Source organism: Pseudomonas sp. URMO17WK12:I12, from assembly GCF_000514395.1.
GTDB classification, from domain to species: Bacteria; Pseudomonadota; Gammaproteobacteria; order Pseudomonadales; family Pseudomonadaceae; genus Aquipseudomonas; species Aquipseudomonas mucoides.
The window spans coordinates 218,123-241,828 of the sequence record NZ_AZVV01000014.1 but is presented as its reverse complement, the minus strand read 5'-3'; the positions used below and the strand labels follow the sequence as shown (position 1 = coordinate 241,828).

Below are 23,706 nucleotides of genomic sequence, written 5' to 3'. Positions count from 1 at the left end.
AAGAGTGGCCTTTTTTGTGCGCGCCTGTTTTGTAGGTGTGAGCGAAGAAATGGCGCCTTTAGATGATCGTGCCCAGAAATGAGAAATCGTTCTGATTCCGAAACTTAGGTCTCCCCTGCAACCGTTCGCCCGCTCATTTGCGCTTATTTGACCTATATCGGGATTAACGGTTGACACCCCGCCGTTCGCCTGTAGAATGCCGCCACACAGACGCGGGATGGAGCAGTCTGGTAGCTCGTCGGGCTCATAACCCGAAGGTCGTCGGTTCAAATCCGGCTCCCGCAACCAAACATCAAAAAAGGCTACTCGAAAGAGTGGCCTTTTTTGTATCTGCAGAAAAAGTCCTTTCGCAACAATGATCTGTCACAGTGTCGTGAAGCGTCAGGGATCATCAGGCAGCCGAGTTCAGACTATGCTGCAACTCAGGCAGCCCCCTCTACGACTCATGACAGTCCATCGCCGCAAACCGGTGAGAGGCGTTAATATTCGTGATTATTTTTTTCTACAGGGATTGGTAACTTGGCTCGATACCTCCATCCTGTCGCGCACAATCCAAGAGGTGATTGATGCGCGCCAACTCGTCTGATCCACAAGACACCGTCACAGCGACACAACCGATCAAGGCCGGGCGTTTGCACCTGCTCGATCTGATCAGCAAATACCGTCAGCCCATTGGCCTGGCGGTCACGCTGCTGTTGTTCGCGATCGCGCTGATTGCCTGTCGTCATCTGTTGAGCGAACTCGACCTGTACGCTTTGCATGACTCGATCCTGGAAGTCCCGAAACCGGCCCTGCTCGGCGCACTGGGTGCGACCATCGTCGGCTTCATCATTCTGTTGGGTTACGAATGGTCGGCCAGCCGCTATGCGGGTGTAATGCTGCCGCCGAGAATCCTTGCACTTGGTGGCTTCACGGCCTTCGCCATCGGCAACGCCATTGGCCTTTCCATGCTCTCGGGGGGCTCGGTTCGCTACCGTTTATATGCGCGTCATGGCCTGGGGGCTGGAGACGTCGCTCACATGACGTTGTTTGCCAGCCTGTCGCTCGGTTGCGCCCTGCCACCGCTGGCCGCGCTGGCAACCCTTAGTGACCTGCCGGCCGCCTCTACCGCCCTGGGTCTGTCCGAGACCTTGCTCGGCGTGATTGCCGCAGCTGTCCTGCTGCTCTTTAGTGTGCTGGCCATCGGCATCTACCGCCGTCGCCTGCCGGAACAGCCTTCACCGGATAACCTGTTGGTCAAAGTCGGTCGCCGCACCTTGCGCCTGCCCGGCCGCCGCCTGACCTTCCTGCAACTGATCATCACTGCCCTGGACGTGGCCGCCGCCGCGACCGTGCTCTATCTGTTGCTGCCGGAAGCGCCCCCCTTCGGCGCCTTTTTGTTGGTGTACTTGCTGGCATTGGCCGCGGGTGTGCTCAGCCACGTGCCGGGCGGGGTCGGCGTATTCGAAGCGATCCTGCTGGCCGCCTTCGCCGATTCACTCGGCGCAGCACCACTGGCCGCCGCCCTGCTGCTGTATCGACTGATTTATGTGGTGTTGCCTTTGCTGGTGGCCTGCATCTTTCTGCTGATTAATGAAGGCCAGCGCCTGTTTCAGTCGCGTCAGTCCCTGCGCGCGGCGTCCGGTCTCGCTGCTCCGATTCTGGCGGTGCTGGTGTTCCTGTCCGGCGTGGTGCTGCTATTTTCCGGCGTGACCCCGGAAATCGATACCCGCCTGGAACACATCGGTTTCCTGATCCCGCATCGTCTGGTCGACGCCTCGCACTTCGGCGCCAGCCTGATCGGCGTGCTGTGCCTGTTGCTGGCTCAAGGCCTGCGCCGACGTTTGTCGGCCGCCTGGATGCTGACCACTATTTTGCTGCTGGTCGGCGCCCTGCTCTCCCTGCTCAAGGGTTTTGACTGGGAAGAAGCCTGCCTGATGACCCTCATCGCCAGCTTGCTGGGGGTTTTCCGTCGCTCGTTCTATCGCCCGAGCCGCCTCACCGAACTGCCGTTCTCGCCGTTGTATCTGGTGTCGAGCCTGTGCGTGCTGGGGGCCTCGATCTGGCTGCTGTTGTTTGCGTATCAGGACGTTCCGTACAGCCATCAACTCTGGTGGCAGTTCACCCTCGATGCTGATGCGCCGCGTGGCTTGCGCTCGCTGCTGGGCGCCGCCGTGCTGCTGGTCGTGGTGTCCCTGACCTGGCTGCTGCGCACCGCCCGCCCGGTCATCCATTTGCCGACGCCGGATGAACTGGAGCGCGCGTCCAAGATCCTCATGGCTTCAGCCCAACCGGATGGCGGCCTCGCCCTGACCGGTGACAAGGCGCTGCTGTTCCACCCTGACGACGAGGCGTTTCTGATGTACGCCCGCCGCGGGCGCAGCCTGGTGGCGTTGTACGACCCGATCGGCCCGACCCAGCAACGGGCGGAAATGATCTGGCAGTTCCGCGACCTTTGCGACGTCCACCACGCCCGTCCTGTGTTCTATCAGGTGCGCGCCGAGAACCTGCCGTACTACATGGACATCGGCCTGACCGCGATCAAATTGGGCGAAGAAGCCCGAGTCGATCTGCATCGATTTGATCTCGAAGCCAAGGGCAAAGAGATGAAAGACCTGCGCTACACCTGGAACCGCGGTACCCGCGACGGGTTATCGCTGGAGATCTTTGAGCCGGGTCATGCGCCAATGGATGAGCTCAAGGTGATTTCCGATGCCTGGCTGACCGGCAAGAACGTGCGCGAGAAAGGCTTCTCGCTGGGCCGTTTCAGCGATGATTACCTCAAGCATTTCCGCATTGCGGTGATCCGCTTCGAAGGTCGCCCGGTAGCGTTCGCCAATTTGCTCGAGACTTATGGCCATGACCTGGCCAGCCTCGACCTGATGCGTGCGCACCCGGACGCGCCAAAACTGACCATGGAGTTCATGATGGTCGGCCTGATTCAACATTATAAAAATCATGGATACGCGCGCTTCAGCCTGGGCATGGTGCCGTTGTCGGGGTTGCAACCCCGTCGTGGTGCACCACTGACCCAGCGCCTGGGCTCGATGGTTTTCCGCCGTGGTGAGCAGCTCTACAACTTCCAAGGCTTGCGCCGCTTCAAAGACAAGTTCCAGCCTGACTGGGAACCCCGTTATATGGCCGTGCCCGCCGGACTCGATCCGCTGGTAGCCCTGGCCGACACTGCTGCCCTGATTGCGGGCGGCTTGACCGGATTGGTGAAACGCTGATGATTCAACGCTCCTTGCGGTACGTACTGGCCACACTGGTAGTGCTGGCCCTGATTCTCGGTGGCGGTTACTGGTACCTGAAACGTCCGGCACCGGCTCCGACGCTCGAACTGCTGACACCGGCTGATGGCGCGGCGATGACCCGTGTGATTCCCGGGACCACACCGAAAGCCCAGGTACTGGTGGCGGTCAATGAAGACCAGAAGCTCAGCGATCAGCAGTTGATGACCCTGAGCCGCTCCAGCTCGGCGCAGATTGTCCAGGTGATCCTGCCCAAAGACTGCCTGCTGCAAAGCCGGGCCCTGCAATCGGGCCTGAGAGAACTCAAAGGCCCGGCGACCCTGGTCAGCGGCATCGGCCCTGGCGCCGTGCTGGCGTGGCGCTGGTTGTCCGAACAAAAGAACGACAAGGCTCAGGCCGTTTCCGTTGACCTGGCCCTGGAAAAACCGGGTTGCACCCACCTGCTGCCGAAAAGCGCCGCCCACGGCCACTGGCTGGTGGCATGGAACGACAACCCGGACGACACCAGTGCCGGTTTCGTGCGCGATCAACCCAACGCCGAAACCAGTATCAGCGACTACGACATCAACCTGCCGCAAGTGCTGAACAACGAACTGCGCAAGATCCTCGTCGGTGGCGACAAAGCCGCCGGCGGCCTGCAGATCCCGGTTGTTGAAGTACCCGCCGGCCAGGCCAAGGACACTGTGACCCTGTTCCTGTCCGGTGACGGCGGCTGGCGTGACCTTGACCGTGACGTAGCGGGCGAAATGGCCAAGATCGGTTACCCAGTGGTCGGCATCGACACCCTGCGCTACTACTGGCAGCACAAGAGCCCGGAGCAAAGCGCCCTGGACCTCGCCGAACTGATGCAGCACTACCGGCAGAAATGGGGCACCAAGCGCTTCATCCTGACCGGTTACTCGTTCGGCGCTGACGTACTGCCAGCGATCTACAACCGCCTGGCCGAATCGGAACAACAGCGCGTCGACGCCATCATCCTCCTGGCCTTCGCCCGTACCGGCAGCTTCGAAATCGAAGTCGAAGGCTGGCTCGGCAACGCCGGCAAAGAAGCCGCCACCGGCCCGGAAATGGCCAAGCTGCCACCGGAAAAAGTGGTGTGCATCTACGGCGAAGAAGAAGTCGACGAAAGCGGCTGCACCGACAAGACCGCCGTGGGCGAAACGATGAAACTGCCTGGCGGCCACCACTTCGACGAGAACTACCCGGCACTGGCCCAGCGCCTTGTGGACATCATCGTCAAGCGACAGGCCAAGGAAGACGCGACGGCGCAAGAGTGATCTGAGCGTCGCCACGAAAAAGCCCCCGCAGCTGTTTGGTTGCGGGGGCTTTTTTACATGTGCGGACGTGAAGTGCTTTCAGCTAGTAGACGGTATGTCGAACTCGACCTCGACTCCATTCTCCTAAATGTCTTGACTCTTCATCAAGCTAGAAAGTCCAAGTGTCCACACTCCATAAAACGTGGACACTTTTGTTATTGGAAAAATCGAGCCGTCAACACAGTTCAATAGATTCTGACCTCTCGACCGAACCAAACAAAGACCGAATCAGAAGAAAAACTGCCCCAGAGCAAGTAACACCGCTCCCACATTGAGTCTCCGTCGTCTTCAAGTTATGTGTTCGGACACAAAAAAGCCCCCGCTACCTTCACGGCAACGGAGGCGTCTACTTATAGGCGACGCTCTGCGGCGTCATAGACCTCTTCATCACGTCGGGCTCCGACTGCGACGATCAGTACCTGAATGGCCTTGCCATCGACTCGATAAACAATTCGTGTGTCGCCTGTCCGGATCCGTCTGCAACCTGCAAGACTGGCTCTTAGGGGCTTGCTGCTCTTATCTGGCTCACCATTGATAATCCGCTCTTCGATCACATCAAGAATGCGGTTCGCCGCCACAGCTCCCAGCAGATCCAGATCCTTCTGAACCTCCGGATGATAGATAACGCCCCAAACCATCCACAGCTCCTTTAGTCTTTCTTGGCGTACCGCGCCCGCATATCGTCGTGGCTGACAGCCTTGGCCTGATCAAAACCGATCAGTCGCTCTCGAGCCGCCGCTTCAACCCGAAGGTCCTCGAGCTCGTCGAGCATTTCCTGATACGCATCGACATTGATAATGACCGCTGCGGGTTGGTTGTCTTTGAAAATGACCAGTCGTTCGGTGGCTCGGCTGGAAATCTCCTTTAGCCTCGCACTGAACCCCCTGACCATTGCAGTCACCGAAATTGCTTGGTCAGCACGCTCCAGTAATGCCGTCATACTCACCTCTCTACACAATCATGCAAATTTGAACACACAGTTCTACGCAGAGTATTGCGTTGAATTAGACATACAGCAAGCTGCAAAAAACGCGAGTTTCTCATCCAGCGTTTTTCACCCTGAGAAAAAGTGAGCCGAAGGACGTGTAAACGCTCCCGCCGTGTTTAGTTTCGTTTACTTCTGGTGTCGCAATATCAGATGACGCCCGCAGACCTTGTAGGCAAACTCCGAATCTCGCGTTTGGGCACTTTGCCGCCTTGTTGCGCTTTTCTTTGACGGGATAGTCTCCGGACGTCGCTGCAGATGCAGTGATCGGGTGTGGTAACCCGGCAAAGCAAAGTGCAACAGCGCTCCCAACACGATTTCATGCGTTTTCGCCTGTCATCCAGTGTTATGGCGGCTGTGCGTGGGAGACCTTCGGGTCTGCCGGTTCCTTTGCTCTTCCGGTTTACCACCCTGCGTACAGCTGCCACCCATTCGTGTGGTAACGAATGTGGCAGCTCCTCGTTTTAAGGAGCGAAACAATGAGCAAAATAGATCCGTCCGCGATTTCAGATTTAAAAACCATCGGCTTCACCCCCCTCATCTACTGCTCGGATCAAGCGCTATTCAACGTCCGCGCCGGCGTCCCCATCGTCGAAGCTTTAGCCCAAGCCTCCGACCTCCTCTTCCTCGGCAAATCATTCGCCGAGGATGCTGCCTACGCAAGAGACACCGACCGCCACGCATGGGCCGCGCATTACCTGACAGCAATGGGTAAGGCTGTTATTGATGATGTCTTGAAGGTCCTAACCCCACGACCTGCCCGGACAAAAACCGAATCCGAAGAAGAGCGTCCCGTAAGCTAGTAACACCGCAATTCCCTTGTGGGAGCGGGCTTGCCCGCGATGACGGCGGCAGATCCAGCATTGATTTGACAGACATACCGCTATCGCGGGCAAGCCCGCTCCCACAGGGATTTTCATTGGGTCGGGATCAAATGCCAGACACAAAAAAGCCCCCGCCACCTTCACGGCAACGGGGGCTTTTTGTTGAGGCTTACATTTCTACCTGAGTCCCCAGCTCAATCACCCGGTTCAACGGCAGATTAAAGAAGCGCAAATTGCCATTGGCGTTTTTCAACATGAACGCAAACAACCCCTCTCGCCAACGGGCCATGCCTTCCAGCTTGGAGGCAATCACCGTCTCGCGGCTGAGGAAGTAGGTGGTGCGCATCGGACTGAAGTCCAGGTCATCGAGGTGACACAGTTTCAGCGCCTGTGGCACGTCCGGTTCGTCGACGAAACCGAAGTGCAGGATCACCCGAAAGAACCCTTCGCCGTAGGAATCAACTTCGAAGCGTCGGCTCGGCGGTACCCGTGGGATGTCTTCGTAGACCACCGTCAGCAGCACCACTTGCTCGTGCAGCACTTGGTTATGCAGCAGGTTGTGCAACAGCGCATGAGGCACCGCATCCGGGCGTGCGGTCAGGAACACGGCGGTGCCCTGCACGCGATGCGGCGGTTGCACACGGATACTGCTGATGAAAATCGGCAGGGGCAGCCCACCTTCGTCCATGCGTTCGACCAGCAATTGCTTGCCGCGTTTCCAGGTGGTCATCAGCACGAACAACGCGATACCGGCGATCACCGGGAAGGCGCCGCCCTGGACGATTTTCGGCACGTTGGCGGCGAAGTACAGGCCGTCCACCAGCAGGAAGCCGATCAACACCGGCACCGCGAGGACCGGAGGCCATTTCCACAGCAGCAACATCACCGCCGACACCAGGATGGTGGTCATCAGCATGGTGCCGGTCACCGCCACGCCGTACGCCGAGGCCAGGGCGCCGGAGGATTCGAAGCCCAGCACCAGCAGGATCACGCCGACCATCAGCGCCCAGTTCACCGCACCGATGTAAATCTGGCCTTGTTCGGCGCTGGAGGTGTGGCGGATGTGCATGCGCGGAATGTAGCCGAGCTGGATCGCCTGACGGGTCAGGGAGAACGCACCGGAAATCACCGCTTGCGAGGCGATCACCGTGGCCAGGGTCGACAGGCCCACCAGCGGGATCAACGCCCAGCTTGGCGCCAACAGATAGAACGGGTTACGAGCGGCTTCCGGATCCCCCAGCAACAGCGCGCCTTGGCCGAAGTAGTTCAGCACCAGCGCCGGCAACACGAGGATGAACCAGGCGCGGGCAATCGGCTTGCGACCGAAGTGGCCCATGTCGGCGTACAGCGCTTCGGCGCCGGTCAACGCCAGCACGACCGCGCCGAGGATCGCCACGCCCATGCCCGGGTGCTGGGTGAAGAAACGCACGCCCCAGACCGGGTTCAGCGCTTGCAACACCTCCGGGTGCTGCATGATCCCGTAGACGCCCAGCGCCCCCAGCACCACAAACCAGGTGACCATGATCGGCCCGAACAGAATGCCGATTCGCGCGGTGCCGTGGCTCTGGATCAGGAACAGCGCCACCAGCACGACCAACGACAGCGGGACCACCCAATGGTCGATGCCATCGAACGCCAAGCCAAGACCTTCAATCGCCGAGAGGACGGAAATTGCCGGGGTGATCATGCTGTCGCCGTAGAACAGCGCCGCACCGATCAGCCCGCAGACCACCAGCAACCCTCGCAACCTGGGATACCCCGACGCCGCCCGTCTGGCCAGCGCCGTCAGGGCCATGATCCCGCCCTCGCCCTGGTTGTCGGCGCGCAGCACGAACATCATGTACTTGATCGAGACGACCCAGATCAGCGACCAGAAGATCAGCGCCAGTATTCCCAGCACGCCGTCATGGTTGACCGGCACGCCGTAGCCACCGGAAAACACTTCTTTGAGGGTGTACAGCGGGCTTGTGCCGATATCGCCGTAAACCACCCCGACCGCCGCGACCAGCATGCCGATCGGCTTCGCCGCCGAATGCCCGGCGCTCGCTGCCTGACTACTTGCCTGACCCATCCACCACTCCTACTACCCAGAACGGACTTCTTTGGAAGAAGCACTATGCATTGCCACGCAGCATGCGCTGTTTTACTTCAGGTTACAGACGATATGTTGACTGTAAATATTTGGTAAAGCCTAACGGCGCGAAGCATAGCGCAGCACTCGTCGTATTTCCCTGCATAAAGCTGGTCAAGTGAACGACTGATCGCTAGAATTGCGCACTTTTTGATCAGAGGCGCAGAAAAGCGCCCGTTTGTCGCCTTGCCGACTCGGCTGGAGGCGTCACAAATACCGAGGTTAGACATGTCCACCACTCCTGCGCCGGCCAATCCAAAGGTTGGCTTCGTATCCCTGGGTTGCCCAAAAGCACTGGTCGACTCCGAGCGCATCCTTACCCAGCTGCGCATGGAAGGCTATGACGTCGTGTCCACTTACGAGGACGCCGATGTCGTGGTGGTCAACACCTGCGGCTTCATCGACTCGGCCAAGGCTGAATCGCTGGAAGTGATCGGCGAAGCCATCAAGGAAAACGGCAAGGTTATCGTGACCGGCTGCATGGGCGTCGAAGAAGGCAACATTCGCAAGGTGCACCCAAGCGTGCTGGCCGTGACCGGTCCGCAGCAGTACGAGCAAGTGGTCAACGCCGTGCACGACGCCGTGCCGCCGCGTCAGGATCACAACCCGCTGATCGACCTGGTGCCGCCGCAAGGCATCAAGCTGACCCCGCGCCACTACGCCTACCTGAAGATTTCCGAAGGCTGCAACCACAGCTGCAGCTTCTGCATCATCCCGTCGATGCGCGGCAAACTGGTCAGCCGTCCGGTCGGTGACGTGCTCGACGAGGCTCAGCGCCTGGTCAAGGCCGGCGTCAAAGAGCTGCTGGTAATTTCCCAAGACACCAGCGCTTACGGCGTTGATGTGAAATACCGCACCGGTTTCTGGAACGGCGCGCCGGTGAAAACCCGCATGACCGAACTCTGCGAAGCCCTGAGCTCCCTCGGCGTCTGGGTTCGCCTGCACTACGTTTACCCGTACCCGCACGTCGACGAGCTGATCCCGTTGATGGCCGCCGGCAAGATCCTGCCGTACCTGGACATCCCGTTCCAGCACGCCAGCCCGAAAGTCCTGAAAGCCATGAAACGCCCGGCCTTCGAAGACAAGACCCTGGCGCGCATCAAGAACTGGCGCGAGATCTGCCCGGACCTGATCATCCGTTCGACCTTCATCGTCGGCTTCCCTGGCGAAACCGAAGAAGATTTCCAGTACCTGCTGGACTGGCTGACCGAAGCCCAGCTCGACCGCGTCGGCTGCTTCCAGTACTCGCCCGTCGAAGGCGCCCCGGCCAACCTGCTGGACGCGGCCATCGTGCCGGACGACGTCAAGCAAGACCGCTGGGACCGCTTCATGGCGCACCAGCAAGCGATCAGCTCGGCGCGCCTGCAACTGCGCATCGGCCGTGAAATCGAAGTGTTGGTGGACGAAGTCGACGAGCAAGGCGCGGTTGGGCGTTGCTTCTTCGACGCCCCGGAAATCGACGGCAACGTGTTCATCGACAACGGCAGCAACTTGAAGCCGGGCGACAAAGTCTGGTGCAAAGTGACCGACGCCGACGAATACGACCTGTGGGCTGAACAGATCTAAACGCAAAAAATACGAAAAGCCCTGCTCTCTTGACGAGATGCGGGGCTTTTTTACGTCTATCGTTTTGTGGGAGAAAGGACTCGCACACCCCACTGCACACAGGACATCCGGCCATGCGCCATCATTCGGTCATCCACACCCCGAAACACAGTGACTACGAAGAACTCACCCGGGTCTGGGAGGCCTCGGTGCGCGCCACCCATGACTTTCTGCCAGACAGTTACATCCTGTTGTTGAAAGATCTGGTGCTGACCCGCTACCTCGATGCCGTGATGCTGATTTGCACCCGGGACCCGCGCCAACGCATCACCGGGTTCGCCGGGGTCGCCGCCGGCAAGATCGAAATGCTCTTCATCGATCCCGCCCACCGCGGCCAGGGCCTGGGCAAACAGTTGCTACGCTATGCCATGGAACACCTGAATGCCGACGAACTGGACGTCAACGAACAGAACCCGCAAGCCTTGGGGTTCTACTTCAAACAAGGCTTCGAAGTGATCGGCCGTTCCGAGTTTGACGGCATGGGCCAGCCTTATCCGCTGTTGCATATGCGCATGAAGCAGGCAGATCAGCGCGCTCAACGCGGCTAAAAGTCTCACCTTGCAAAATGGACCCGCGATTAACCGGCGCCACGCAGGTACAATGCCCACCCCTTTTTTGTTACGGCCCTGTCATGACTGACCCGATTCGTCTCTCCAAACGCCTCATCGAACTCGTCGGCTGTTCCCGTCGGGAGGCTGAGCTGTTCATCGAGGGCGGCTGGGTGACCGTGGACGGTGAAGTCATCGACGAGCCGCAATTCAAGGTCGGCACGCAAAAAGTCGAACTCGACCCCGAGGCCAAGGCCACTGCACCAGAACCGGTGACTATCCTGTTGAACGTGCCCGTGGGCATGGACGCGGACACCGCCATGGCCACCCTGAGCGCCGAGACGCTGAGCGAAGAACACCGCTTCAGCAAACGTCCGCTCAAGGGCCATTTCCTGCGCCTGACCGCCAGCACCGACCTGCAGGCCAACGCCAGCGGTTTGCTGGTGTTCACCCAGGACTGGAAGATTCTGCGCAAACTCACTGCCGATGCCAGCAAGATCGAGCAAGAGTATGTGGTCGAGGTTGAAGGCGACATGGTGGCTCACGGCCTTAACCGCCTGAACCACGGCCTGACGTACAAGGGCAAGGAACTGCCGCCGGTCAAGGCCAGCTGGCAGAACGAAAACCGCCTGCGCTTTGCGATGAAGAACCCGCAACCGGGCGTGATCGCCCTGTTTTGCCAGGCCGTCGGCCTGAAGGTCGTCGCCATCCGCCGCATCCGCATCGGCGGTGTGTCCATCGGCAAAGTGCCGCTGGGCCAATGGCGCTACCTGTCCGGCAAAGAGAAGTTCTAAGGCTTCTCCCGCCGCCACACATTCCGGCGCCGCTGTTTGCTGCGGCGCCCACTGCTGAATATCAGGATTGCACACCATGATTCATAACGACGTATTGCGCAGCGTTCGCTACATGCTGGACATCAGCGACAAGAAGGTCATCGAGATCATCAAGCTCGGCGGCATGGACGTGTCCATGGAAGACCTGCTGACTTACCTCGACAAGAAAGAAGAAGACGAAGAAGGCTTCGTCCGCTGCCCGGATGAAGTCATGGCGCACTTCCTCGATGGCCTGGTGATCTTCAAGCGCGGCAAGGACGAAAGCCGTCCACCGCAGCCGATCGAAGTCCCGGTGACCAACAACATCATCCTGAAAAAGCTGCGCGTGGCCTTCGAACTGAAAGAAGACGACATGCACGCGATCCTCAAGGCTGCCGAGTTTCCGGTGTCCAAGCCTGAGCTAAGCGCGCTGTTCCGCAAGTTCGGCCACACCAACTACCGCACCTGTGGCGACCAGTTGCTGCGCAACTTCCTCAAAGGCCTGACCCTGCGCGTTCGGCCGCAGTAAGCGCCTCGTCCCCTGTAGGAGCACAGCTTGCTGTGCGATAGCGATCTTCAAAACGCCATCGCCAGCAAGCTGTGTTCCTACAGAAGCGGACTCAGACTGGGCCGAATGGCCCCTCATTCCTCGCAAAAATAGTGGCTCCGCTGACGGCGACTGACGACTAGGGTGTACTGACCCTCAACGCTCAGGATTCGCCATGCACCCGTACTTTTCCCTGCAAGGCCGCACTGCACTGGTGACCGGTGGCACCCGTGGTATCGGCAAAATGATCGCCAAGGCTTATGTCGAAGCCGGCGCAACCGTGTACGTCTGCGCCCGGGATGCTGAAGCTTGCCGGCAAACGGCTGACGAGTTGAACGCATTCGGGCGCTGCCATGGCGTAGCGGCCAACCTGGCCACCGAAGAAGGTGTGCTTCAACTGGCTACGCGCCTGGGCGAGCAGATCACTCATCTGGATATTCTGGTGAACAACGCCGGCACAACGTGGGGCGCTCCGCTGGAGAGCTACCCGGTCAAGGGTTGGGAAAAGGTCATGCAGCTCAACGTGACGTCGGTGTTCAACTGCATTCAGCAGTTTTTGCCGCTGCTGCGCAAAGCCGGCTCCGAAGCCAATCCGGCGCGGATCATCAACATCGGCTCGGTGGCCGGGATTTCGTCCTTTGGTGAGCAGGCGTATGCCTACGGGCCAAGTAAAGCCGCCCTACATCAATTGTCGCGGATTCTGGCGCGGGAACTGGTGAGCCAGCACATCAACGTCAACGTGATCGCGCCGGGGCGTTTCCCGAGCAAGATGACCCAGCACATTGGCAATGATGAACAGGCGTTGGCCGAGGATACGGCGCTGATTCCGATGAAGCGTTGGGGCCGAGAGGAAGAGATGGCGGCGCTGGCGATCAGTCTGGCGAGTACGGCGGGGGCGTATATGACCGGGAATATTATTCCTTTGGATGGTGGGTTCAGTCTCTGAGATTGGCGGTGCGGCCATCGCGGGCAAGCCACGCGCCCACCGTTGGAATGCATTTCCCTGTGGGAGCGAGGCTTGCCCGCGATGACGGACTGACTGGCACCACCGATCCTGTGGCCGCTCGGGTTATCATGCCCGTCCTGACCCCGCCTCGACCCCAGATCATGACCTACAGCGTTTCCCCCATCGGCTTCGTGCGCTCCTGCTTCAAGGAGAAGTTCGCCATCCCGCGCCAACCGCAACTGGCCCCGGCCGCTCGCGGTGTACTGGAGTTGGTCGCGCCGTTCGATCAGGGCGATGCGGTGCAAGGCCTGGAACAGGTCAGTCACGTCTGGTTGCTGTTCCTGTTCCACCAGGCCCTGGAAGAAAAACCGCGCTTGAAAGTCCGCCCGCCTCGTCTAGGCGGCAACAAATCCATGGGCGTATTCGCCACCCGCGCTACGCATCGGCCCAACGGCATCGGTCAATCCGTGGTCAAGCTGGACAAGGTCGAAGCCAATCGCCTGTGGATATCCGGGATCGACTTGCTGGACGGCACGCCGATTCTCGACATCAAACCTTACGTGCCTTACGCCGACATCATCGACAGCGCCTCCAACAGCATCGCCAGCGCCGCGCCGCAGCTGATTCCCGTGCAGTGGACGGATGCCGCGCTGCAACAGGCTCATGGCCATGCTCAGCGCCTTGAAGAGCCCTTGGTGGCGTTGATCGAGCAATGCCTGGCACAAGACCCACGTCCGGCGTACCAGATTCCTACACCCGAGCGGGAATATGGCGCGCAGTTCTGGGACCTGGACGTGCGTTGGCATTATCCCGAGGCCGGGGTTATCCGCGTCCTGGAAGTCATCCCCGCGAAAATCTAAACACCAGAAACAACTGTGGGAGCGAGCTTGCTCGCGATGGCGGTGTGTCAGTCAATATTGATGTCGACTGACACTCCCCTATCGCGAGCAAGCTCGCTCCCACAGGTAAAACAACGCTGTTGCTTACTTCTCGACGAACGCTCGCTCGATCAGGTAATCACCCGGCTCGCGCATCCGCGGCGACACTTTCAGGCCGAAGCTGTTCAGCACTTCGCTGGTCTCGTCGAGCATGCTCGGGCTGCCGCACAGCATGGCGCGGTCGTCCTGCGGGTTGATCGGTGGCAGGCCGATGTCGCTGAACAGCTTACCGCTGCGCATCAGGTCGGTCAGGCGACCTTCGTTCTCGAACGGCTCGCGGGTCACGGTCGGGTAGTAGATCAACTTGTCACGCAGGGCCTCGCCGAAAAATTCGTTCTGCGGCAGGTGCTCGGTGATGAATTCGCGGTAAGCGACTTCGTTGACGTAACGTACGCCGTGGCACAGGATCACTTTTTCGAAACGCTCGTAGGTTTCCGGGTCCTGGATGACGCTCATGAACGGCGCCAGACCGGTACCGGTGCTGAGCAGGTACAAATGTTTGCCAGGCTTCAAGTCATCCAGCACCAGGGTGCCGGTAGGCTTCTTGCTGATGATGATCTCGTCGCCTTCCTTCAGATGCTGCAACTGGGAAGTCAGCGGGCCATCAGGCACTTTGATGCTGAAGAACTCGAGATGCTCTTCCCAGTTCGGGCTGGCAATCGAGTAAGCGCGCATAAGCGGGCGGCCGTTGGGCTGTTGCAGGCCGATCATCACGAACTGACCGTTCTCGAAGCGCAGACCCGGATCACGGGTGCACTTGAAGCTGAACAGAGTGTCGTTCCAGTGATGAACACTGAGGACACGCTCGTGGTTCATGTTGCTCATGTACGTGGGACTCCTGGAGATTTTGCCTGCGCCGATGATGTGCGCAATTGCATCGCATTCTAAAGGCAGAGACAATATCTGTTAAATGGATTATTAAGATAAGGGTTATCGGTTATATCGATATGCGATTTACTCTCCGTCAACTTCAAGTATTCGTCGCCGTCGCCCAGCAGGAAAGCGTATCCCGTGCTGCTGGCTTGCTCAACCTCTCGCAATCGGCGGCGAGCACCTCGATCACCGAACTGGAGCGCCAGTCCAGCTGCCAGCTGTTCGACCGCGCCGGCAAACGGCTGAGCCTCAATGCCCTCGGCAAACAGCTGCTGCCCCAAGCCGTGGCCCTGCTCGATCAGTCCAAGGAAATCGAAGACCTGCTCAACGGCAAGTCCGGTTTCGGCTCGCTGGCGGTCGGTGCGACCCTGACCATCGGCAACTACCTGGCCACCCTGCTGATCGGCAGCTTCATGCAGCGTCATCCGGAAAGCCAGGTGAAGCTGCACGTGCAGAACACTGCCAATATCGTGCAACAAGTCGCCCACTATGAAATTGATCTGGGTCTAATTGAAGGCGACTGCAGCCATCCGGACATCGAAGTGCAAAGCTGGGTCGAGGATGAGCTGGTGGTGTTCTGCGCACCGCAGCATCCATTGGCCAAACGCGGTATCGCGACCATGGAGGAGCTGAGTCACGAGGCATGGATATTGCGTGAGCAAGGCTCTGGCACACGACTGACCTTCGACCAGGCCATGCGTCACCATCGCAGCTCGCTGAATATCCGGCTCGAACTGGAACACACCGAAGCGATCAAGCGCGCAGTGGAATCGGGATTGGGGATTGGGTGTATCTCACGGCTGGCACTGCGCGATGCGTTCCGTCGTGGCAGCCTGGTTCCCGTGGAAACACCGGACCTGGACCTGGCGCGACAGTTCTACTTCATCTGGCACAAACAGAAATATCAGACATCGGCGATGCGCGAGTTCCTCGACCTGTGCCGCGCTTTCACCGCAGGGGTTCAGCGCAGCGACGAGATCGTTCTGCCGAATATCGCTTAAAGCAGAATCACCGCCCAGACCAGCGCGATCATGCTCAGCGCCACGAATTGAGCTGCGCTGCCCATGTCCTTGGCGTTCTTGGACAGCGGGTGCAATTCCAGGGAAATGCGATCGATGGCCGCTTCCACCGCTGAGTTCAGCAACTCGACGATCAGCGCCAACAGGCAGACGGCAATCAGCAGCGCCTGCTCGACACGGCTGACGTTCAAAAAGAACGACAGCGGAATCAGGATGACGTTGAGCAACACCAGTTGGCGAAAGGCCGCTTCGCCGGTGAAGGCTGCGCGCAGGCCATCCAGCGAATAGCCGGAGGCATTGAGGATACGCTTGAGGCCGGTTTGGCCTTTGAAAGGTGACATAGAGTGGGCAACTGACCAGATAGGAATGGGAACGCTAGATCAAGCAAAGTCAAAATAGCGTGAACATGGAGCTGTTTAGTGGCTTGGAATTGACTCAAGTTGTTGCAAGAGTAGTGCAGCCTGGGTCCGGGTCCGCACATTCAGCTTGCGGAAGATCGCCGTGACATGGGCTTTGATCGTTGCTTCCGAGACACTCAGCTCGTAAGCAATCTGTTTGTTCAGCAAACCTTCACAGACCATGGTCAACACCCGGAACTGTTGGGGTGTCAGGCTGGCAAGGCCTTCGCTGGCGGCCTTGGCTTCCTCGGAAACGTTGACCGCTTCAAACGCCTGCGGCGGCCAGAATACGTCGCCGTCCAGTACGGCACGCACGGCTTTCTGGATCACGCTCAGGTCGCTGGATTTTGGAATGAACCCACTGGCGCCGAACTCACGGGACTTGACCATGATCGACGCTTCTTCCTGCGCGGACACCATCACCACCGGAATTTGCGGGTACTGACCGCGCAACAGCACGAGCCCGGAAAAACCGTAGGCACCGGGCATGTTCAAGTCCAGCAGCACCAGATCCCAATCGGACTTTTCATCCAGGCGGGCTTCCAGCTCGGCAATGCTCGCCACTTCCACCAGACGAACATCCGGGCCCAGGCCCAGAGTCACGGCCTGATGCAGCGCGCTTCGAAACAGCGGGTGATCATCGGCAATCAGGATTTCGTATGTGGCCATTTTTCAAATGATCCTGTTTTTCAAACGACTCAAGGCACAGCCACGGAGCTGCACCAATGGGGCACGTTCAACGCCAATAACAGCTGAAAACGGCGTATCAAACCTGGCCGCGCCCCAATCGGCGCCAAGCATGCCCAGCCAAGACTGGGTGGTCAAGGTGCATGGGCGGTACAGTTCTTTGCAGTATGGGCGACAATCAGCAGATGGCTGGGGCCGAGCTTTGCACGAAGGGCATCAGCTCGGCATGAGCGGGCGTGGCGACGTTCATGTCCAGTTGCCGTTTCGCGTCCAGGTAATGCTGGCTGAACACGTCGAAATAAGCGTCCAGCGCCGAGGCCGCTGCGGTATCCCCGGCCAGATCAAGGCACAGTGCAGCCACTTCGGCGGTGCACAAATGCTCACTGCGGGTCGACCTGCGCAATCGGTATCGAGACAGCTTCTCGGGCAACAGGCTGAGGATCGGCAAGCGATCAAAGTAAGGGCTTTTGCGGAAAATCTTCCGGGCTTCTGTCCAGGTGGCGTCCAGCAGAATAAACAGCGGACGCTTCGAACTGTCCATGTCCACCGTGTTGGTGACACGCTCGGGCTCAACGTATTCCCCCGGAAACACCAGATAGGGCTGCCACTGCGGGTCGGCCAGCAACGCCAGCAATTGTTCATCAACCTCGGTGCGAGACCAGATAAACGCATGGTTGTCGCGTACCACATCGGCAATCAGCCAACCGGTGTTGCTCGGTTTGAACACTTCCTTGTTGGTCATGATCAGGCACACACCGGAGCGCGCCTCGACCTGCGGGCGCCAGGCGCACAGACAATGACTCTCGATCACCCGGCAGGAACGGCAACGCGGCGCCCTCCAGCCTCGGGCCTGAATCGGCTTGATCCCCTCTTCTTCTCGGGAATCGCGCAAGCGGGCCACGGCGTTGGCAGCAAAGGGCGGAATGGCAGGGTTCATCGCAGGCAGCGCCGGCAGAAGGAGGAAATCGACACGAAAAGCACTCGGCTGGGCAAAAAGTGCCACCAGTTTATCAGAGCAGCCAGCGCAAGCCTGTACCGTCCGGAGCGCGTCCCCTATAATTCGCCGCCACTGAACGCACAGTCATGTGACGGGTCGAAGCACCAGTCACTGAACCAGGAGAGTTTCATGCTGCGCCTTATCGTTCCCACCGCTGCCATTCTGCTGGCGTCGTCCTTCAGCGCTCAGGCTGCGTCCTTGAAAGACACGGAACTGAACAAAATGCTGCAAAACGTAGCCGCCCAAAGCAGCGTCGGCACGCCACGGGCGATCAACGAAGATATTCTCGATCAGGGTTATACCGTTGAAGGCACCGAGCTGATCAACCACCTCAGCGTCCAGAGCAGCCACGCTGACAAGATGCGCGCCGACCCCAAGGCTGTTTACTTCCAGCTGGGCTCTACCGTGTGCAACAACCCGGGCTTTCGCAAGCTGATGGCAAAGGGCGCGACCATGCGCTACGAGTTCACCGAGGTCAAAACCAACCGTCCGGTGGCCAGCGAGCGCTTCAAGGAGTCGGATTGCCTGCAACCGGCGGCCAAGAAGAAAAAGTAATCACCCGGATTTGGCGCGCCGTTGTTCATCCTCGGCGCGCAATTCTGCCAGCAACGCCTGCAAGTAATGTGACCGTCGCTCAGTTCCCTCCAGACGTCGGCAGCACTCCTCCTCGAGACTCACGTGATGGGTCTCGGCTGATGACTTGAGCAATCGATACAGTCGCGTATCGATCTCCAGAATCACTCTGGCCATAACATCCCGCCTCCCTGCTCCTCGCCCTGCTTGAGCGAAAATTCCTTCAACTTCTAGAACCGCGCGCCCTGCCTTTGACGCAAAGTTGTCGTGTCGCATCTGTAGCTTAGTAAATCAGAGCGCCCGACACTCGGCGTGCGTTCAGACGAGCGGTGAAATCACCTTGCAAATCGTCAATAAGCGGTTGCCAGGAAACACTTTGCGGCGCAATGATCAAGCCAGCATAAATCTCTGCGAGGGTCTAGATTCATAGTGATCCCATTCACTTTTCCGGGCTGGAAAGGGGCCGCCCGCGACACGTCTTGTTGTGCCAAGTGTGCGAATGTTTCCTGCTTCAAGGGAAAACACAGCCTGTATGGAAGGAGAAATTGATGCCTTACCAACCGAATGACCTGCTAAGCCGTCATTTTGAAGAAAGCGGCCACGACCTCACCAACAAGGTCGAAGAACAACTCAACCTGGTGTCACCCAACAGCCCCAACATCCCCATCTACCGCGACATGATCCTGACAGTGCTGCGCATGGCCCAGGAAGATCACAACCGCTGGAATGCCAAGATAACCCTTCAAACCCTGCGCGAACTGGAGCACGCCTTCCGTGTACTCGAGCAGTTCCGCAGCCGACGTAAAGTCACCGTGTTTGGCTCGGCCCGAACACCGATCGAACACCCACTGTATGGTCTGGCCCGAGAACTGGGCGCCGCGCTGGCGCGCTCGGACCTGATGGTCATCACTGGCGCTGGCGGCGGCATCATGGCGGCGGCGCACGAAGGGGCCGGCAGGGAGCACAGCCTGGGCTTTAACATCACCCTGCCGTTCGAACAACATGCCAACCCCACGGTGCAAGGCACCGCCAACCTGCTGCCCTTCCACTTCTTTTTCACCCGCAAGCTGTTCTTCGTCAAGGAAGCGGATGCACTGGTCCTGTGCCCAGGCGGTTTCGGCACCCTGGATGAGGCGCTGGAAGTACTGACACTGATTCAGACCGGCAAAAGCCCATTGGTGCCGGTGGTATTACTGGACGCACCGGGCGGCAAGTTCTGGCAAGGCGCGCTGGACTTCATTCACCATCAACTGGAGGAAAACCGCTACATCCTGCCGACCGACATGAAGCTTGTGAGCCTTGTCTACAGCGCTGAAGAAGCGGTGGAACAGATCAACCAGTTCTACAGCAACTTCCACTCCAGCCGCTGGCTCAAGCATCAGTTTGTGATTCGCATGAACCACACCCTCAGTGAGCAAACGCTTGACCACATGCAGGAAGCATTTGCCGACCTGTGCCTGAGCGATCGCTTCCATCAGCACGCCTACAGCGGCGAAGAGCACGATGAAGCGCAGTTCAGCCACTTGGCGCGACTGGCCTTCAACTTTAACGCGCGTGATCATGGTCGCCTGCGTGAACTGGTGGACTACATCAACCTGCCGCAAAACTGGGCGCAATCTACCCCCCAAACGCAGCAGCGCACGCGCGAGCCCTCCAAGGTTATGTGAGGCAAAAAAAATGGCCCGCTATCGAAATAGCGGGCCATTTTTTATCAATCATCCATTCCCCGGCCACTGAACAAGCGGCTGATCATCTCCATGGAGTATCCCCGATAACTCAGGAAGCGCCCTTGCTTGGCACGCTCCCGAGCATCTATCGGCAGATGCCCGGAAAATTTACGCCGCCAGGTATCCTCCAACTGCTCCTGCCAGTTGATACCGCTCTCGCGCAACGCGAGTTCGATATCGGCCCGTTGCAGACCGCGCTGGCCGAGCTCCTCGCGAATACGCAAAGGGCCATAACCGGAGCGGGCGCGGTAAGAAACAAAGCTTTCGAGGTAACGGGATTCGGACAGCAGGCCCTCTTCCGTCAAGCGGTCGAGTGCTGTGTCGATCATTTCAGGGAGGGCGCCTCGCTGACGCAGTTTACGCGTCAGCTCGACTCGACCGTGCTCGCGTCGAGCGAGCAGGTCCATTGCGGTTCGCCGCACCGCGACGAGTGTATCGAGTACGGCGGTCATCGGATCAATCAGATATCAGCGTCAGCCAGGTCATCAGCCGTCTCTTTGACTGGCGATGCTTTGACGTCCGGCGCCGGGGTCAGCAACTTGTCACGCAGTTGCTTCTCGAGCTTGGCGGCGATTTCCGGATTGTCTGCCAGGAACTTGGCCGAGTTGGCCTTGCCCTGACCGATCTTGGTGCCTTCATAGGCATACCAGGCGCCGGACTTCTCAACGAAACCGTGCAGAACACCCAGGTCGATCATCTCGCCATTGAGGTAGATGCCTTTGCCGTAAAGAATCTGGAACTCGGCCTGACGGAACGGCGAAGCCACTTTGTTCTTCACGACCTTGACGCGGGTTTCGCTACCGACGACTTCATCACCTTCTTTCACCGCGCCAGTACGACGGATGTCCAGACGAACCGACGCGTAGAACTTCAGCGCGTTACCACCGGTGGTGGTTTCCGGGCTGCCGAACATCACGCCGATTTTCATACGGATCTGGTTGATGAAGATCACCAGGCAGTTGGCGTTCTTGATGTTACCGGTGATTTTACGCAGCGCCTGGGACATCAGTCGGGCTTGCAAGCCGACGTGCATGTCGCCCATTTCGCCTTCGATTTCTGCCTTTGGCACCAGAGCGGCCACGGAGTCGACGATGATCACGTCAACGGCGTTGGAACGCACCAGCATGTCGGTGATTTCCAGGGCCTGCTCGCCGGTGTCCGGCTGCGAAACCAGCAGGTCGTCAACGTTGACGCCCAGTTTGCCGGCGTACTCAGGATCAAGGGCGTGTTCGGCATCGACGAATGCGCAGGTCGCGCCGGCTTTTTGAGCCTGGGCGATCACGGACAGTGTCAGTGTGGTTTTACCGGAGGATTCAGGACCGTAGATTTCAACGATACGGCCTTTTGGCAGGCCGCCAATGCCGAGCGCGATGTCCAGACCCAGAGAGCCAGTGGAGATAGCCGGGATCGCCTGACGGTCCTGATCGCCCATACGCATTACGGCACCCTTGCCGAATTGACGTTCGATCTGACCCAGGGCCGCAGCCAAGGCTTTCTTCTTGTTGTCGTCCATTAAAGTCCTCACGTAATCAATAAGGCCTGACGGCCAACACCTGTATAAGTAGCCAGTATTATTCCACAGCGATTCAGGATCGCCTACCCCTGATTTGAGATTTCTGTGGCGGCATGGCGCAGCAGCCCCTCTAGCGCGGCCTTCACCGTTTGTCGGCGGACTTCGTCGCGGTTGCCAGGGAAGTGCTGCACCTCGCTGAACACCTGCTCACCGACGCCCCAGGCCAGCCAGACCGTGCCCACCGGCTTGCTCGCAGAGCCGCCATCCGGCCCCGCCACACCGCTGACTGCCACGGCAAAATGCGCCCGGCTCTTTTCCTGGGCACCGCGAACCATTGCCTCGACCACCTCGCGACTGACCGCCCCCACCGTCGAAAACAACTCGACCGGCACGTTCAATTGCTGGGTTTTCTGTCGATTGGAGTAAGTGACATAGCCAGCCTCGAACCACGCCGAACTTCCCGGAATACGGGTGATCGCCTCGCTGATCCCCCCGCCCGTGCAAGATTCGGCGGCCGTGACATGGGCATTGAGCACCTGCAAGCGCCTGCCCAGTTCAGCGGCCAGTTGGGTGATTTCTTTCACGGTCATCTCCTGAGCGAACGGAAGCGGAATGAGAACTACCGTACACGAGCGTATCGCGCTTGCAAGGCGCAGGATCAATCAAAATGTGAGGGCGCAAGGGCTCTGATATAGGCCTGACAAGCTTGCAAGGCAATCAGTCCACGGTCCCCGGTGTCGGTGATGGCGACCATCGTTGAGCATGCGCCGGGTCAAGTCCCGCCAATAACCCGCCAAGAGATCAGACCGAAGACTGGCATAGCACCGCCCTCGCCCGCGCCCAGAGTTGCAGACGATCCTCCAGGCCGTTCAGCCCACCATTGATGCGACGAGTAATGCTGTTGAACTGGTCGTGATCGGCGAGTTCGTTAAGGCCGTTCTGCGCCCAGTACCAGGCCGCGGATTCAGCGGCCCATTGAGGTTTTTCCAACAGTTGCGGAATAAACAGCAAGCGATCATCACCGAACAATCCAAGACTGCATTGGCGATAGTTATCGCGGCCAGTGATCTGGATCAAGCCTCGGCCGCAGTACTTTTGACCATCACCATCCTGTGCAGGAGTGTTACCCAAGCGAGTAGCCAAGGCACCGGTGTCGTATTGGCTCAGATATTGTTCACTGCCGAGTTCACGTACGTATTGCAACTGCCCGGACTCATGGCCGACTTGAGCGAGAAAGACGGCGATACGTTTCGGGGTATTGATGTTGAAACGAGCCATGGCGGCATTGAGCGCAGAAATGAAAACGCCCGCTTGGACGCGGGCGTTGGGCATGATTTTTAGCAGTTGCCCATCGGTTAGCGGCATAAAAGGTCCTCGGTCAATAAACCGTTTATGGTGGGTTTGAATGAACGGCACTGGCCGTGGGAGACCTGCGTCCTTGCAGGCCGGATGCCGGTCGGCACCACTGCTCGCCAATCCATTGGTCTTGAGTTTCAACGATCCTGATGGGTGTCACGCGGGGGCACATCGCACACGTCCATGCGCTTCGCAGCCCAACGCTCATAAAGCCCGATGGACACGTCGGCCCCAGCCATTGCTGTCAGGCAGCCAAAGGCGCAGGCCGCCCAGATCGACACACCGGCGGCGTACAGCAGCATGATGGCCGAGACCCCACAGACCATGCAGGCCCCGGACCGCAAGGCCAGGCGTCGCAGCAGTGACCAGCCGCGAGCGCCGTCCTTGTCGGCGCGCCACATTTCGCCGGACACCCCGCCCACCAGGGCAAGGACGATGACGAGCCATATCGGCATGTCCAGCAACGCTAGTTGCTCGTTTGTCATGTCACGCCTCCGGGAGTGATTGATGAGTGGTTCTTTAAAACAGTGTTTTCTTGAGGTGCCTGATGGAAGGTAGGCATTCCAAAAAGCCCGGTGATTGCCGGGCTTTTCAGTAATGCGGTCCTGCATTGACCTTTCGGCGCTACTGACGCGGTACGAGTCCATTCATATTGTTTCGCCGACCGCGGTCCCTGCCCGC

25 protein-coding genes, 1 tRNA gene and 1 pseudogene are annotated in these 23,706 nt (G+C 59.0%); 13 read left to right on the top strand and 14 right to left on the bottom strand.

Translation table 11 applies throughout. The features are described 5' to 3' along the window. Positions 1-211 precede the first annotated feature (211 nt). The 3 genes from D882_RS0120870 to D882_RS0120860 all read left to right on the top strand — a co-directional run bounded on the left by D882_RS0120870 (position 212) and on the right by D882_RS0120860 (position 4,507). Positions 212-288 (top strand) — tRNA-Met (locus D882_RS0120870). A gap of 278 nt (positions 289-566) precedes the next feature. Further along, positions 567-3,209 carry a bifunctional lysylphosphatidylglycerol flippase/synthetase MprF gene (gene mprF / locus D882_RS0120865; RefSeq protein WP_027925023.1) on the top strand — a complete coding sequence of 881 codons (2,643 nt, stop codon included), beginning with the start codon at positions 567-569 and terminating at the stop codon, positions 3,207-3,209. Further along, positions 3,209-4,507 (top strand): virulence factor family protein, encoded by a 1,299-nt coding sequence (locus D882_RS0120860; RefSeq protein ID WP_027925022.1) that lies wholly within the window; start codon positions 3,209-3,211, stop codon positions 4,505-4,507. Before mprF ends, D882_RS0120860 begins: the two co-directional genes overlap by 1 nt. A 389-nt stretch (positions 4,508-4,896) precedes the next feature. Here the strand turns inward: D882_RS0120860 and D882_RS0120855 are convergent, their stop codons facing one another. Further along, positions 4,897-5,184: a type II toxin-antitoxin system RelE/ParE family toxin gene (locus D882_RS0120855; protein WP_027925021.1), complete on the bottom strand. Its 288-nt coding sequence runs from the start codon at positions 5,182-5,184 to the stop codon at positions 4,897-4,899. Positions 5,185-5,195: 11 nt separating this feature from the next. Continuing rightward, positions 5,196-5,486 (bottom strand): Phd-YefM, encoded by a 291-nt coding sequence (locus D882_RS0120850; RefSeq protein WP_027925020.1) that lies wholly within the window; start codon positions 5,484-5,486, stop codon positions 5,196-5,198. A 524-nt stretch (positions 5,487-6,010) separates the two neighbouring features. On the opposite strand from D882_RS0120850, the gene D882_RS0120845 reads away from it, so the two are divergent. After that, complete coding sequence (locus D882_RS0120845) at positions 6,011-6,334, top strand: DUF3077 domain-containing protein (protein ID WP_027925019.1); 324 nt, start codon at positions 6,011-6,013, stop codon at positions 6,332-6,334. 190 nt (positions 6,335-6,524) lie between these two features. Here D882_RS0120845 and D882_RS0120840 read toward each other — a convergent pair whose 3' ends face one another. Then, complete coding sequence (locus D882_RS0120840) at positions 6,525-8,426, bottom strand: potassium transporter Kup (RefSeq protein ID WP_027925018.1); 1,902 nt, start codon at positions 8,424-8,426, stop codon at positions 6,525-6,527. A gap of 288 nt (positions 8,427-8,714) precedes the next feature. Between D882_RS0120840 and rimO the strand changes: the two genes are divergently transcribed. The 6 genes from rimO (at position 8,715) to tsaA (ending at position 13,804) form a co-directional block, all read left to right on the top strand. Beyond that, complete coding sequence (gene rimO, locus D882_RS0120830) at positions 8,715-10,052, top strand: 30S ribosomal protein S12 methylthiotransferase RimO (protein WP_027925016.1); 1,338 nt, start codon at positions 8,715-8,717, stop codon at positions 10,050-10,052. Positions 10,053-10,165: 113 nt separating this feature from the next. Beyond that, the gene (locus D882_RS0120825) at positions 10,166-10,639 is read left to right on the top strand and encodes a GNAT family N-acetyltransferase (RefSeq protein ID WP_027925015.1); all 474 of its coding nucleotides are present in this window, start codon (positions 10,166-10,168) and stop codon (positions 10,637-10,639) included. Between the two features lie 83 nt (positions 10,640-10,722). Beyond that, positions 10,723-11,433 (top strand): rRNA pseudouridine synthase, encoded by a 711-nt coding sequence (locus D882_RS0120820; RefSeq protein ID WP_027925014.1) that lies wholly within the window; start codon positions 10,723-10,725, stop codon positions 11,431-11,433. 76 nt (positions 11,434-11,509) lie between these two features. Beyond that, positions 11,510-11,980 (top strand): DUF1456 family protein, encoded by a 471-nt coding sequence (locus tag D882_RS0120815; protein WP_008010137.1) that lies wholly within the window; start codon positions 11,510-11,512, stop codon positions 11,978-11,980. A 193-nt stretch (positions 11,981-12,173) separates the two neighbouring features. Beyond that, a complete protein-coding gene (locus tag D882_RS0120810) occupies positions 12,174-12,944 on the top strand; it encodes an SDR family oxidoreductase (RefSeq protein WP_027925013.1) in 771 nt (256 codons plus the stop codon). 161 nt (positions 12,945-13,105) lie between these two features. Further along, a complete protein-coding gene (gene tsaA / locus D882_RS0120805; RefSeq protein ID WP_027925012.1) occupies positions 13,106-13,804 on the top strand; it encodes a tRNA (N6-threonylcarbamoyladenosine(37)-N6)-methyltransferase TrmO in 699 nt (232 codons plus the stop codon). 123 nt (positions 13,805-13,927) lie between these two features. Here tsaA and fpr read toward each other — a convergent pair whose 3' ends face one another. Further along, on the bottom strand, positions 13,928-14,707 hold the full coding sequence (fpr, locus tag D882_RS0120800) for a ferredoxin-NADP reductase (protein ID WP_003443014.1): 780 nt from the start codon (positions 14,705-14,707) through the stop codon (positions 13,928-13,930). 122 nt (positions 14,708-14,829) lie between these two features. Here fpr and D882_RS0120795 point away from each other — a divergent pair, with 122 nt between their 5' ends. Continuing rightward, positions 14,830-15,756 (top strand): LysR family transcriptional regulator, encoded by a 927-nt coding sequence (locus D882_RS0120795; RefSeq protein WP_027925011.1) that lies wholly within the window; start codon positions 14,830-14,832, stop codon positions 15,754-15,756. Here the strand turns inward: D882_RS0120795 and D882_RS0120790 are convergent. The 3 genes from D882_RS0120790 to D882_RS0120780 form a co-directional block, all read right to left on the bottom strand. Next, positions 15,753-16,115 (bottom strand): diacylglycerol kinase, encoded by a 363-nt coding sequence (locus D882_RS0120790; protein WP_008010143.1) that lies wholly within the window; start codon positions 16,113-16,115, stop codon positions 15,753-15,755. The genes D882_RS0120795 and D882_RS0120790 overlap by 4 nt on opposite strands. Positions 16,116-16,190: 75 nt before the next feature. After that, positions 16,191-16,841: a response regulator transcription factor ErdR gene (erdR, locus tag D882_RS0120785; protein ID WP_027925010.1), complete on the bottom strand. Its 651-nt coding sequence runs from the start codon at positions 16,839-16,841 to the stop codon at positions 16,191-16,193. Positions 16,842-17,037: 196 nt separating this feature from the next. Further along, positions 17,038-17,796, bottom strand: a complete 759-nt coding sequence (locus tag D882_RS0120780) for a tRNA-uridine aminocarboxypropyltransferase (RefSeq protein WP_027925009.1) — start codon at positions 17,794-17,796, stop codon at positions 17,038-17,040. Positions 17,797-17,985: 189 nt separating this feature from the next. Between D882_RS0120780 and D882_RS0120775 the strand changes: the two genes are divergently transcribed. Then, positions 17,986-18,411 (top strand): PA3611 family quorum-sensing-regulated virulence factor, encoded by a 426-nt coding sequence (locus tag D882_RS0120775; protein WP_027925008.1) that lies wholly within the window; start codon positions 17,986-17,988, stop codon positions 18,409-18,411. On the opposite strand, the gene D882_RS0120770 is transcribed toward D882_RS0120775, so the two are convergent. Next, on the bottom strand, positions 18,412-18,606 hold the full coding sequence (locus D882_RS0120770) for a hypothetical protein (protein ID WP_027925007.1): 195 nt from the start codon (positions 18,604-18,606) through the stop codon (positions 18,412-18,414). Positions 18,607-18,977: 371 nt separating this feature from the next. Here D882_RS0120770 and D882_RS0120765 point away from each other — a divergent pair, with 371 nt between their 5' ends. Then, a complete protein-coding gene (locus D882_RS0120765) occupies positions 18,978-20,096 on the top strand; it encodes a TIGR00730 family Rossman fold protein (RefSeq protein WP_027925006.1) in 1,119 nt (372 codons plus the stop codon). 44 nt (positions 20,097-20,140) lie between these two features. Here the strand turns inward: D882_RS0120765 and recX are convergent, their stop codons facing one another. The 6 genes and pseudogenes from recX to D882_RS0120740 form a co-directional block, all read right to left on the bottom strand. Further along, the gene (gene recX, locus D882_RS0120760; RefSeq protein WP_027925005.1) at positions 20,141-20,608 is read right to left on the bottom strand and encodes a recombination regulator RecX; all 468 of its coding nucleotides are present in this window, start codon (positions 20,606-20,608) and stop codon (positions 20,141-20,143) included. Positions 20,609-20,616: 8 nt separating this feature from the next. Next, entirely contained in the window at positions 20,617-21,669 is a 1,053-nt protein-coding gene (gene recA / locus D882_RS0120755; RefSeq protein ID WP_007907270.1) for a recombinase RecA, read from the bottom strand. An 83-nt stretch (positions 21,670-21,752) separates the two neighbouring features. Beyond that, positions 21,753-22,253, bottom strand: coding sequence for a CinA family protein (locus D882_RS0120750; RefSeq protein WP_027925004.1), 501 nt, complete (start codon positions 22,251-22,253; stop codon positions 21,753-21,755). 74 nt (positions 22,254-22,327) lie between these two features. Then, positions 22,328-22,452, bottom strand: a pseudogene (locus tag D882_RS1000000133235) (lysis protein); the annotation flags it as partial. A gap of 18 nt (positions 22,453-22,470) precedes the next feature. Continuing rightward, positions 22,471-23,034: a glycoside hydrolase family 19 protein gene (locus D882_RS0120745; RefSeq protein ID WP_027925003.1), complete on the bottom strand. Its 564-nt coding sequence runs from the start codon at positions 23,032-23,034 to the stop codon at positions 22,471-22,473. Positions 23,035-23,162: 128 nt separating this feature from the next. Continuing rightward, positions 23,163-23,510: a phage holin family protein gene (locus tag D882_RS0120740; protein ID WP_027925002.1), complete on the bottom strand. Its 348-nt coding sequence runs from the start codon at positions 23,508-23,510 to the stop codon at positions 23,163-23,165. Between the last annotated feature and the right edge of the window lie 196 nt (positions 23,511-23,706).